This is a genomic window from Frankia canadensis, assembly GCF_900197875.1.
Lineage (GTDB): Bacteria > Actinomycetota > Actinomycetes > Frankiales > Frankiaceae > Frankia > Frankia canadensis.
This window is the reverse complement of sequence record NZ_FZMO01000116.1, coordinates 1-11,733: the sequence shown is the minus strand read 5'-3', so window position 1 is coordinate 11,733 and position 11,733 is coordinate 1. Positions and strand designations below refer to the sequence as shown.

The following is an 11,733-nucleotide window of genomic DNA, read 5'->3' as shown; positions in this document are numbered from 1 at the left end:
GGGGGGCGGCGGGCTGCCGGCGGGCTGCGTCCCGGCGCTGGACCTGGTGGAGGTCATCGACGAGCGGTTCCGGCCCGCGGTGACGTTCCTGCTGGCACGCACGGTCGTGGTGGACGATCTGCCGGCGGCGCGGCGGGCCGCGTCCGACCAGCCGGAGCTGCACGTGGTCACCAGGGCCGGAGACGTGCTCGGGCCGGCGCTCGCGGTGGGCGGAAGCGCGAATCCCCCCTCGGCGATCGAGCTGCGCGCGGCCGCCGACGAGGCGCAGGCCGGCGTCGCCGCGTCGAGCCGGCAGGCCGAGACGGCCCGCGAGTCGCTGGGCCCGGCCCGCGCCGAGGTCGACCGGGCCCGGGCCGCGATCGACGCGGCGCTCGCGGCCCTGCACGGCGCCGACGCGCGCCATCGCGCGCTGTCGGAGCAGCTGGCGCAGCTGGACCGCGCCGGCGGTAGTGCGGGAGCCGACGTGGCACGCCTCGAGGTCGCGCGGGGCCGGGCGGAGAGCGCACGCGACCGGGCCTACGGCGCGCTGACCGAGCTCGAGGGGTCGCTGGCGTCGATCTCCACCCAGCCGGAGATCGACGAACGCTCCTCCGAGGAACGGGACCGGCTGGTCAGTGCCACCTCCGCGGTGCGGGCGGCCGAGGTGGAGGCGCGGCTGGCGGTGCGCACCAGCGAGGAGCGGGTGCGTGCACTGCAGGGCCGGGCGGACGGCCTGATCCGGGCGGCGGCGAGCGAGCGGGCGGCCCGCGCGGCGGCGGCGCGGCGCCGCGAGGTGCGGGAGAGCCAGGCGGCGCTGGCGGCGGCGCTCGGCGACGCCGCGGGGCGGGCGCTCGACCGGCTGGACCAGTCGCTGGCCCGGGCCGCCACCGAGCGGGAGGAGGCCGACGCGCTGCGCCGGTCGACCGAGGCCGAGCTGTCCGCGGCCCGGGACCGGGGCCGCGCGCTGACGGCGGAGCTCGCCGGTCTGCGTGACGCCGCCCACCGGGACGAGCTGGCCCGGGCCGAGAAGCGCCTGCGGGTCGAGACGCTCGAGGGCAGGGCGATGGAGGAGTTCGGGATCGGCGGCGACGTGCTCGTCGCCGAGTTCGGGCCTCACCTGCCGGTACCGCCGGACGATCCGGACGGTTCCCCGGTGCCGTTCGACCGCGCCGAGCAGACCGCACGCGCGGCGACCGCGGACAAGCAGCTCACCCGCCTGGGCCGGGTCAACCCGCTGGCCCTCGAGGAGTTCGCGGCCCTGCAGGAGCGGGCGGCGTTCCTGTCCTCGCAGCTGGACGACATTCGCAGCACCCGGCGTGATCTGCTGCTGGTGGTGGAGGAGGTCGACGTCCGGGTCCGGGAAGTGTTCGCGGCGGCGTTCGCCGACACGGCCCGGGAGTTCGAGATCGTCTTCGCCACCCTGTTTCCTGGCGGTGAGGGCCGGCTGGTGCTCACCGACCCGGACGACATGCTGGCGACCGGGATCGAGGTCGAGGCGCGCCCGCCGGGCAAGAAGGTCAAGCGGCTGTCGCTGCTCTCGGGTGGCGAGCGCTCGCTGACCGCGCTCGCCCTCCTGCTGGCGATCTTCCGGGCCCGACCGTCGCCGTTCTATGTCCTGGATGAGGTCGAGGCGGCGCTCGACGACCGCAATCTCGGCCGGCTGCTGGAGGCGATCGAGGGTCTGCGGCAGAAGTCCCAGCTCATCATCATCACCCACCAGAAACGGACGATGGAGATCGCCGACGCCCTGTACGGCGTGGCGATGCGGGGCGACGGCATCACGACGGTGATCAGCCAGCGGCTGCGGGAGAACGCCGCGGTCTGAGCGCCCGGGTGGGGGTGCACCGAGGGTGAGGACGCCGAGCCGGCCGGCGGATCTGTCAGGATCGAGGGGTGGAGCTCCTCATCCTGATCGTCGTCATCAGCGTCGTCGCGGTGGCCACCATCGGCTTCGTGGTGGGCAGCGCCGTGCGGCGCCGTCCACGCCGGACCCTGACCGGCGGCGGAACCGAGCCGCGATTGCCCGCCGCCGGCGACGACGGCGGGCAGCCGCGGCCCGGGGCCGGCGGGATCGAGGGCGGGCGGGCGTCCCCGCCGGCCGCCGGTGCGGCCACGATCGAGCCCGCTCCCGCCGCGCCGGGGGCGGCCCCGCAGGTCGAGGGGGAGGCCCCGACGCCCGCCCCGGCTGCGGCCGTCGAGGGTGTCGCGGCGCCGGTTCCGCCGCGCCAGCGCCCGCCGGTGGAGACGCCGGCGCCGGCCGCGGGCCGGCTGGTCCGGCTGCGGCTGCGGCTGTCCCGCTCGCAGAGCGCGCTGGGCCGTGGCCTGCTCTCGTTGCTGTCCGGGGACCGGCTCGACGAGGAGACCTGGGAGGACGTGGAGGCGACGCTGCTGGTCGCCGACGTCGGCGTCACGGCGACCAGCGAGCTCGTCGCCGCGCTGCGCGAGCGCACGAAGGTGCTCGGCGCGAGCGGCCCGGACCAGGCCCGCGCCATGCTGCGCGACGAACTGCTGGCCCAGGTCGGCACCACGGCGGACCGGTCGCTGCGCACCTCGGTCCCGGACCGGCCCGCGGTGGTCCTCGTGGTCGGCGTCAACGGCACGGGCAAGACGACGACCTGCGGGAAGATCGCCCGACTGCTGGTGGCGGACGGCCGGACGGTGGTGCTGGGCGCGGCGGACACGTTCCGCGCCGCGGCCGCCGATCAGCTGCAGACCTGGGGCGAGCGGGTGGGCGCCGAGACCGTACGCGGCGCCGAGGGCGGCGACCCGGCCTCTGTCGCCTTCGACGCGGTGAAACGAGGCATCGAGTCGCGGGCCGACACCGTACTGATCGACACTGCCGGTCGCCTGCACACCAAGACGGGCCTGATGGACGAGCTCGCGAAGATCAAGCGGGTCGTCGGCAAGCACGGCCCGGTGGACGAGGTGCTGCTGGTGCTGGACGCGACCACCGGCCAGAACGCGCTCGTGCAGGCCCGCGTGTTCACGGAGGCCGTCGAGCTCTCCGGCGTCGTGCTGACCAAGCTGGACGGTACGGCCAAGGGCGGCATCGTCATCGCCGTCCAGCGGGAGCTCGGCATCCCGGTCAAGCTGATCGGGCTGGGCGAGGGCCCGGACGATCTCGCCCCGTTCGAGCCCGAGGCGTTCGTCGACGCGTTGCTGGGCGAGCCGGCCTGACAGCGTGGCGGACAGCGGCCATGCTGTCCGTTGGCAGATCTGGACTGCATCCGGACCACGAAATGTGGCGTGTCAAGGACTTCACGTCTCCTGGGATGTGATCTAGGCTGCATTGCTGTGCGGAGCTGGCAGGCTCCTCGGCCCGTCGTGACCACTCGTCCTCGGCGCTTTCCCGGCTGGGGGGTGAGCGTCCGGCGAGGCGTCTCGCCGTCCTCAGCGCAGAGGGCGGACCCGGTCGGTCACTGGCCAGGCCGCGGTCCGTGCGGGAATGCCTCGCCGGGTCGCGCTCGCCGTCCGCTGGCGGGTGGCCGGCACGGGGTTCGGCCGGGTTCCGGTTCGGTCCGCGGCGCAGTCGCTCCCCCGGCCGGCGGGCGGGCGCGGGTGTGTTGTCCTCGTCGTCGGGTGCGTACGCTGGTCCCTGCGGTCCGCCTGCGATCCCGGAGTGTGCGCGTGTTCGACACCCTTTCCAGCCGCCTCGACAAGGTCTTCACGTCGCTGCGTGGGCGGGGGCGCCTGACCGATGCGGACATCGACGCGACCGCCCGCGAGATCCGGGTGGCGCTGCTCGAGGCCGATGTCGCGCTGCCGGTCGTGCGGGGCTTCGTCGCCGCGATCAAGGAGCGGGCGCGCGGCGCGGACGTCAGCGCGTCACTGAACCCGGCGCAGCAGGTCATCAAGATTGTCAACGAGGAGCTCGTCACGATCCTCGGTGGCGGGACGACCGAGCTGCGTTTCGCCAAGTCGCCGCCGACCGTCATCCTCCTCGCGGGCCTGCAGGGCACCGGCAAGACGACGTTGGCCGGCAAGCTCGGCCGATGGCTGAATGCGCAGGGGCACACGCCGCTGCTGGTCGCCGCCGACCTGCAGCGGCCGAACGCGGTCAACCAGCTCCAGGTGGTCGGTGGTCGGGCCGGCGTCGAGGTCTTCGCCCCGGAGCCCGGCAACGGGGTCGGGGATCCGGTCCGGGTCGCCCGGGACGCTCTCGCGCACGCGCGCCGGCACGTCTTCGACGTCGTGGTCGTCGACACGGCGGGCCGCCTCGGTGTCGACGAGGAGATGATGCGCCAGGCCGCCGATATCCGCGACGCCGTCTCGCCGGACGAGATCCTGTTCGTCCTCGACGCGATGATCGGTCAGGACGCGGTCGCGACGGCGAACGCGTTCGCCGAGGGAGTCGGGTTCTCCGGCGTCGTCCTGACCAAGCTTGACGGTGACGCGCGCGGTGGCGCGGCGCTGTCGGTCGCCGAGGTCACCGGCCGTCCGATCATGTTCGCCTCGACCGGTGAGGCGCTCGACGACTTCGACGTCTTCCATCCCGAGCGGATGGCGTCGCGCATCCTCGGCATGGGTGACGTGCTCACCCTGATCGAGCAGGCCGAGAAGGCGTTCGAGGCCGAGCAGGCCGAGGCGATGGCGGCCAAGATGGCCGCCTCGGAGTTCACCCTCGAGGACTTCCTCGACCAGATGCTCACGGTCCGCAAGATGGGCCCGATCGGCAACCTGCTCGGCATGCTGCCCGGCATGGGCCAGATGAAGGAGCAGCTGTCCCAGGTCGACGACCGCGACGTCGACCGGGTGGTCGCGATCATCCGGTCGATGACGCCGGGGGAGCGGCGCGATCCCCGGATCCTGCAGGCCTCGCGCAAGGCGCGGGTGGCCCGGGGCTCGGGGGTCACGGTCACCGAGGTGAACCAGCTGCTCGACCGGTTCGCCGAGGCGCGCAAGGTGATGAAGCAGATGGCGGGCGGGATGGGTCTTCCGGGCGCGATGGGGCGAGGGAAGTCCGCGTCGGCCCGCAAGGCCGCGAAGAAGGGCAAGGGCGCCAGCCGCAAGGGGAACCCGGCGGCGCGGGCGGCCCAGGCCAAGGCGCAGAAGTCGGCGGCGCAGGAGCGGCTGACCCGGGGTCCCGGCGCGGGCCTCGACGCCATGCCCGACGCCATGCCCGACGGCATGCCGGATCTCGCGGCGCTCATGCGCCAGCAGCAGGGCGGCCTCGGTGGCGGGCCGCGCGGCGGCCGCTGAGACCGGTTCGGGCGCTCCCGGGCCGCCGCCGTCGGTCACCGTCTGGCAGACTGTAAGCTCTAGTGCAGGCCCTGCCTGCCAGCGTCGGTGTGGCTGTCCTCTCCAGGCCCGTGCCCGGGTCGTGTCGAGTGGTTGTTCCGGCGCTGGTGCTTCCCGCCGCCGCTCTCTCCGCACCTGTGCGGGGCCCGGCGGTCCCGATACGTCTGGAGCCGTTCGACCACCGTGGCAACCAAGATCAAATTGCAGCGTCTCGGCAAGATGCGCGAGCCGCACTACCGCATCGTCGTGGCCGACGCCCGCACCAAGCGGGATGGTCGGGTCATCGAGGCCATCGGGCAGTACCACCCGAAGTCGGACCCGAGCATCATCAAGGTCGACGCGGAGCGGGTGGAGCACTGGCTCTCGGTCGGCGCTCAGCCCACCGAGCCCGTGCTCGCGATTCTCAAGGTCACCGGTGACTGGCAGAAGTTCAAGAACCTGCCGGCGCCGCCGCCGATGAGGGTCGCTGAGCCGAAGCCGGACAAGCGCGAGGTCTTCCAGGCCGCCGCGCGGGCCGCCGCGGGTGCCGAGGACCGTCCGGCGACCACCCCGAAGAAGGCCAAGAAGTCCGCGTCGGCGGAGGGCGCGGAGGCGCCGGCCGAGGACGCGTCGACGACCGCGGGGCAGTAGGTGCTGGAGACGGCCCTCGAGCATCTCGTGCGGGGCATCGTCGATCATCCCGACGATGTCCGCGTGGACCTGAACAACGGTCGGCGCGGCCGGACCCTGGAAGTGCGCGTGCATCCCGACGACCTGGGCAAGGTGATCGGCCGTCGGGGCCGCACGGCTCGCGCGCTGCGGACCGTCATGGGCGGCGTGGGTGGCCGTGGCCTGCGGATCGACGTCGTCGATGTGGACCGCTAGCGGTCGACGCGCCAGCGGATGCGCCGAGCCGTCGAATGGCTGAGCGGCCCGTCGTGGTCGAGCCGATCGTCGTTGGCCGTATCGGTCGCCCGCATGGCGTGCGCGGCGATGTCACCATCGAGGTGCGGACGGATGTGCCGGGCCGTCGGTTCGCCGTGGACGCGGTGCTGGGCCGTGAGGGTGGTGGCCCCCCGCTGACCGTCGCCGGCGCCCGGTGGCATTCGGGTCGCCTGCTGGTGCGCTTCGCCGGAGTCGACGACCGTGGCGCGGCCGAGGGGCTGCGCAACGTGCTGCTCACCATCGACCCGGCGCAGGCCGGGCCGCCGACCGATGAGGACGAATCCGGCGAGGCGGACTCCGCCGATCTGTGGTGGGATCGCGACCTCGTCGGCCTCGCGGTGGTGACGGTCGCCGGTGACCCGCTGGGCCGGGTGACCGACGTGATCCACGCGCCGGCCGGTGACCTGCTCGCGGTCGGGCGGCCGGACGGCGGCGAGCATCTGATTCCGTTTGTCCGGGACATCGTTCCCACCGTGGATCCGGCGGCCGGCCGCATCGTGGTCGATCCACCCCAGGGGCTGCTGGATCTCGACTGAGCCGGGTGCCGGGCCCACGACGTCCGACCGGGAGCAGCCGATGCGCGCCGATGTCGTCACCATCTTCCCCGCCTACCTGGAGCCGCTGGGGCTGTCCCTGGTCGGCAAGGCGCGGGAGCGCGGCACGCTCGAAGTACGCACCCACGACCTGCGCGCCTGGACGAGCGACGTTCACCGCACCGTCGACGACGCGCCGTACGGCGGTGGGCCGGGCATGGTGATGCGCCCTGAGCCCTGGGACGCGGCGCTGACCGAGATCGCCGCCTCACGGCCGGGGAGCCGCCCGCGGGTGGTGGTCCCGACGCCGGCGGGTGTCCCGTTCAGCCAGCGCCGCGCGCAGGAGCTGGCCCGGGAGCCCTGGCTGGTGTTCTGCTGCGGACGGTACGAGGGGATCGACGCCCGGGTCGTCGACGCCTGGGCGGACGACGAGATCTCCATCGGTGACTACGTCCTGGCCGGCGGTGAGGTGGCCACCCTGGTCATCCTGGAGGCGGTGGCACGGCTGCTGCCCGGGGTCCTCGGCAACAGCGCCTCGGCCGAGGACGACTCCTTCTCCGACGGACTGCTGGAAGCTCCGGTATACACCCGCCCGCCGGTCTGGCGCGGCGCGGAGGTGCCCGCGGTGCTGCGCTCCGGCGACCACGGGGCCGTCGACCGGTGGCGGCGAGCCGAGTCCCTGCGCCGCACCCTGCACCGCCGTCCCGATCTGCTGGCCGCAGCCGACCTGTCCGCCGCGGACCGCGCCGTGTTGGACGCCGCCGGGCGAGAGGGCGCCTGAGCCCGGGGTGCCGTTGAGGCGGGGGCGCGGTCGGGCCGCTCACGCGTGTGGCACAGTACAATGCAGTGTCCGCCGGTTCGTGACCGGCTCGGGTAGCCTCGGCTCGAGCGTTCCCCACGGAGCTCCGTTCTTCTGGTACTCCGTGGCGCAGCCCGCCGGTGTGTGGTCCGGGTCGGGCTCGGCCAAGGATTGTTCGCCGGGCCGTCGGGCCGAGGGCGCGGACGATCCACTCCCGATCTCTTCAGGAAGCGACTGCCATGCACACCCTGGACAGCCTCGACGCCGAGTCGCTGAGGACCGACGTGCCCGAGTTCTGGCCGGGCGACACCCTCAAGGTCCACGTGCGGGTCGTCGAAGGAAACCGTCAGCGCATCCAGGTCTTCCAGGGTGCCGTCATCCGCCGCCAGGGCGGCGGGGTGCGGGAGACCTTCACCGTGCGGAAGGTGAGCTTCGGCGTCGGTGTCGAGCGCACGTTCCCGCTGCACAGCCCGATCGTCTCGAAGATCGAGGTCGTGACCCGGGGCGACGTCCGCCGCGCGAAGCTGTACTACCTGCGCCAGCTGCGGGGCAAGGCCGCCAAGATCAAGGAGAAGCGGTAGTCGGTCGCGCGCTGAGGCCTCGTCGCCCTGTGTCCGCCAGACCCTCCGATCGGCGACTTGCCGGTTCTCTGTTCGCGTGTTGACCCGGTTCTTGGACGAAGATAGGCGGCACGGTCCGCAGGCGACGTCGCGAGAGCGGCTGGTGGCACGTCGGCCGGTCCGATGAGGTCTGACGGCCGAGCCAGCGAGGTGGCGGAGTGAACGCATCGAGTCCGGGTGGGCAGTCCTCGGACGCCGGCGGTGACCGGCACGTGGACGAGCGGTGGGCGCAGCCTCGGGCCAGCCAGCGGCCGCAGCGCTCCGCCCCCGGGGCCGACTCGCCCGGCGAGGATGCGCCCGGCTGGGACGACTCGCCTCCGTGGGCGGAGGCCGCTGGCGCGTCCGCCGCGGACGGCGATGCCGGCGGCCCGCAGTCGCCCGGTGGCACGGCCGCGGAGCCGTCGGGGGACGATCCCGGGAGCGCTCGGCGGGCCGGCCGGCCTGGGTCGGGCGCACGCGGTCGCGGGTCGTTCCTGCGTGAGCTTCCGGTGCTGGTGCTGGTGGCCTTCCTGCTGGCACTGCTCATCAAGGCGCTGCTGGTCCAGGCCTTCTGGATCCCGTCCGAGTCCATGGAACGCACGCTGCTGGTCAACGACCGGGTGCTGGTCAACAAGGTCGTGTATCACTTCCGGGACGTGCACCGGGGCGAGGTCGTCGTGTTCAACGGCAAGGGGACCGGGTTCGACCACGCGGAGTCGATCGTTCCCAAACCGACGAACGCCTTCGGCAGGTTCGTTCGTGATGCCCAGAACCTGCTCGGCCTCGGTGCCCCGAGCGAGACCGACTTCATCAAACGGGTCATCGGCGTCGGCGGCGACACCGTGGCCTGCTGCGACGCCCAGGGCCGCGTTACGGTCAACGGCCGGCCGCTCGACGAGCCGTACGTCTTCGAGAACGACTATCAGCGCTTCGGCCCGGTGAAGGTGCCCAAGGGGTATCTCTGGGTGATGGGTGACCATCGCGGCGCGTCGTCCGACGCCCGGCAGAACGGTCCGATCCCGCAGAGCAAGGTCGTGGGGCGGGCGTTCGTGCGGGTGTGGCCGCTGAGCAGGTTCGGCTTCCTCGAGGTACCGGGGACGTTCAAGGGAGTGCCGGCGGCGGCGGGCAGCCCGGCCCCGGCCGAGCTCAGGCAGTCCGGCCTCGCCGGCGCGCCCGGATCGTCAGCTCCGGCCGACTCCCCGGCGTTGCTGGCGTTGCTCGCGCTCACCCCGCCCGCCTGGCGGGCGCGCCGCCGCGGACCGGCCCGTGCGCCGCTCGGCGGCCGCGGTGCGGACCGGCGGCGCGGCCTCCCATGACACCGCGCGGTGTCCTGATCCGGCGGGACGCGGGCATCTTCGGCTACGAGCGGGCGCTGGACCGCGTCGGCCTGGGTCCGGTCGCGGGTGTCGACGAGGCGGGCCGAGGGGCCTGCGCGGGCCCGCTGGTCGTCGCGGCGGTCGTGCTCTCGCCCCGCGGCCAGCGACGGCTGCCGCGGCTGGCGGATTCGAAGCTGCTGACCGAGCAGGTGCGCGAGGAGGTCTATGACGACGTCCTCGCCGCGGCGGCGGACTGGTCAACCGTCGTGATCCCCGCCGCCGAGATCGACCGGACAGGCGTCCACGTGGCCAACATCTGTGGCATGCGGCGCGCGGTGGCGCGGCTGCGGGACCGTCCGGGTTATGTGCTCACCGACGGATTCCCGGTGGCCGGGTTCGGCACGGAGTCGTTGGCGGTGGTGAAGGGGGATCGGGTCGCCGCCTGCGTCGCGGCCGCCTCGATCGTGGCGAAGGTGACGAGGGACCGGATCATGCGTGCGTTACACCCCCGCTATGCCGAGTACGATTTCGCGCAGCACAAGGGATACGTCACTGCGGCCCATGCGGCGGCGCTGGCGCGATACGGGCCGTGTGACGAGCACCGGAAGTCGTACGTCAACGTGGCCGCGCACGCGGTGCCGACAGGGGAAGCCCGACCATCGCGGCTGGAGGACAGAGTGCTTGCGACCAGCGCGCACGGCGTCACGGAGACCGCATGAGCGCGGAAGACCTCGAGAAGTACGAGACCGAGATGGAGCTCCAGCTCTACCGCGAGTACCGGGACGTGGTGGGGCTGTTCTCGTACGTGATCGAGACGGAGCGCCGGTTCTATCTCGCGAACGAGTACCAGATCGAGGTCAGGAACAGTGCGGACGGCGAGGTCTTCTTCGAGCTGAGCCTGCGCGATGCCTGGGTGTGGGACATGTTCCGCCCCGCGCGGTTCGTGAAGAACGTCCGCGTTGTGACCTTCAAGGACATCAATGTGGAGGAGCTGACCAAGGCGGAGCTCTGAGGCGGTCGGCCGACCGGTGGCCGCCACCGCCGGCGCGCTCGGGTGCGCCGATCCCCGCCTGTGGACAGCGAACGACGATCCACATGTCGATCTTCACCCCTGGTTCTCGCTCCGGGTTTCGCGGACGCTGATCCCGGCCGGCGGGCGCGCGTCCCCCGGCGGACGGGAGCTGCGCGATGCGGGCCAAGGACGAACTGGGGCGGTTCGGGGAGGAGGTCGCCTGTCGCCATCTGGCGGCCGGTGGCGCGGCGATCCTCGACCGTAACTGGCGCTGCCGCGAGGGCGAGCTCGATCTCGTCGCCCGTGACGGCGCCACGCTGGTGTTCTGCGAGGTGAAGACCAGGTCCGGAGCCCGCTACGGGAGCGCCGCCGAGGCGGTCGTCGGCCGCAAGGCGGCGCGCATCCGCAGGCTGGCCGCCCGTTGGCTCGCGGAGCATCCGCACGAGCCGTCGCCGGTCCGTTTCGACCTGGTCCTGGTGTTCCGGCCGCCGGCGGGGCAGGTCCGCGTCGAGCACCGTCGGGCGGCGTTCTGATGGCGCTCGCACGGGTGCGGGCGGTGGCCGTCCTCGGGGTTGAGGGTCATCTCGTCGAGGTCGAGGCCGATCTCGCGCTCGGTCTGCCCCGGATGAGCCTGATCGGCCTGCCCGACACGTCCCTGCACGAGGCGCGGGACCGGGTCCGCGCCGCGGTGGTGAACTCCGGACATCCCTGGCCCGACCGGCGGATCACGGTCGGGCTGTTCCCCGCGACGCTGCCGAAGGCCGGCAGCGGCTTCGATCTGGCGATGGCGGTCGCCGTGCTGTGCGCGGCCGCCGTGGTGCCGCGGCACGCGGTGGCGCGCCGGGTGTTCCTCGGCGAGCTGGCGCTTGACGGTCGTCTCCGGGCGGTCCCCGGAGTGCTGCCCGCGGTGCTCGCGGCGGCCGGCGCGGGCGCGGAGCGGGTGGTGGTGCCGGCCGCCAACGCCGCCGAGGCGGCGCTGGTACCCGGCGCCCGGGTCGAGCCGGCCGCCGATCTCGCCAGCGTGGTCGCCGTGCTGCGGGGGGAGGCTGTGGCGCCACCGCCACCGCCACCGCTCTCCCCGGTGGCGGTCGCCGACGCGGCCGTCGGCGACCTGGCCGAGGTCGCCGGCCAGAGCCGGGGCCGGCTCGCCATCGAGGTCGCCGCCGCGGGCGGGCATCACCTGTTCATGCAGGGGCCGCCGGGAAGCGGCAAGACCATGCTCGCCGACCGGCTGCCGGGCCTGCTGCCCCCGCTCGACCACGAAGCCGCCCTGGAGGTGACGGCGATCCACTCGGTCGCGGGCATCCTCCCGGCGGACTGCCCCCTGATGACC

Annotated in this window: 13 protein-coding genes; all 13 read left to right on the top strand. The window is 73.5% G+C overall.

Annotation, left to right across the window (positions count from 1 at the left end):
- A partial coding sequence (locus tag C1A33_RS12165) for an AAA family ATPase (RefSeq protein WP_165818345.1) occupies window positions 1-1,804 on the top strand: 1,804 nt, incomplete at its 5' end.
- Window positions 1,805-1,872: 68 nt separating this feature from the next.
- Entirely contained in the window at window positions 1,873-3,156 is a 1,284-nt protein-coding gene (ftsY, locus tag C1A33_RS12160) for a signal recognition particle-docking protein FtsY (protein ID WP_101831628.1), read from the top strand.
- Window positions 3,157-3,606: 450 nt separating this feature from the next.
- The gene (gene ffh / locus C1A33_RS12155) at window positions 3,607-5,178 is read left to right on the top strand and encodes a signal recognition particle protein (RefSeq protein ID WP_101831632.1); all 1,572 of its coding nucleotides are present in this window, start codon (window positions 3,607-3,609) and stop codon (window positions 5,176-5,178) included.
- Window positions 5,179-5,400: 222 nt separating this feature from the next.
- On the top strand, window positions 5,401-5,847 hold the full coding sequence (gene rpsP / locus C1A33_RS12150; protein WP_101831626.1) for a 30S ribosomal protein S16: 447 nt from the start codon (window positions 5,401-5,403) through the stop codon (window positions 5,845-5,847).
- On the top strand, window positions 5,848-6,081 hold the full coding sequence (locus C1A33_RS12145; protein WP_101831624.1) for an RNA-binding protein: 234 nt from the start codon (window positions 5,848-5,850) through the stop codon (window positions 6,079-6,081).
- A 35-nt stretch (window positions 6,082-6,116) separates the two neighbouring features.
- Window positions 6,117-6,677, top strand: coding sequence for a ribosome maturation factor RimM (gene rimM / locus C1A33_RS12140; protein ID WP_423748066.1), 561 nt, complete (start codon window positions 6,117-6,119; stop codon window positions 6,675-6,677).
- Between the two features lie 40 nt (window positions 6,678-6,717).
- On the top strand, window positions 6,718-7,455 hold the full coding sequence (trmD, locus tag C1A33_RS12135) for a tRNA (guanosine(37)-N1)-methyltransferase TrmD (protein WP_101831623.1): 738 nt from the start codon (window positions 6,718-6,720) through the stop codon (window positions 7,453-7,455).
- A 257-nt stretch (window positions 7,456-7,712) separates the two neighbouring features.
- Complete coding sequence (rplS, locus tag C1A33_RS12130; protein ID WP_101831622.1) at window positions 7,713-8,054, top strand: 50S ribosomal protein L19; 342 nt, start codon at window positions 7,713-7,715, stop codon at window positions 8,052-8,054.
- Between the two features lie 197 nt (window positions 8,055-8,251).
- On the top strand, window positions 8,252-9,388 hold the full coding sequence (lepB, locus tag C1A33_RS12125; protein ID WP_243407457.1) for a signal peptidase I: 1,137 nt from the start codon (window positions 8,252-8,254) through the stop codon (window positions 9,386-9,388).
- The gene (locus C1A33_RS12120) at window positions 9,385-10,107 is read left to right on the top strand and encodes a ribonuclease HII (RefSeq protein ID WP_101831621.1); all 723 of its coding nucleotides are present in this window, start codon (window positions 9,385-9,387) and stop codon (window positions 10,105-10,107) included. The genes lepB and C1A33_RS12120 overlap by 4 nt, the downstream gene beginning before the upstream one ends.
- On the top strand, window positions 10,104-10,400 hold the full coding sequence (locus C1A33_RS12115; protein ID WP_101831619.1) for a DUF2469 domain-containing protein: 297 nt from the start codon (window positions 10,104-10,106) through the stop codon (window positions 10,398-10,400). The genes C1A33_RS12120 and C1A33_RS12115 overlap by 4 nt, the downstream gene beginning before the upstream one ends.
- A 176-nt stretch (window positions 10,401-10,576) precedes the next feature.
- On the top strand, window positions 10,577-10,933 hold the full coding sequence (locus C1A33_RS12110; RefSeq protein WP_101831618.1) for a YraN family protein: 357 nt from the start codon (window positions 10,577-10,579) through the stop codon (window positions 10,931-10,933).
- A partial coding sequence (locus C1A33_RS12105) for a magnesium chelatase domain-containing protein (RefSeq protein ID WP_133150648.1) occupies window positions 10,933-11,733 on the top strand: 801 nt, incomplete at its 3' end. The genes C1A33_RS12110 and C1A33_RS12105, both read left to right, overlap by 1 nt.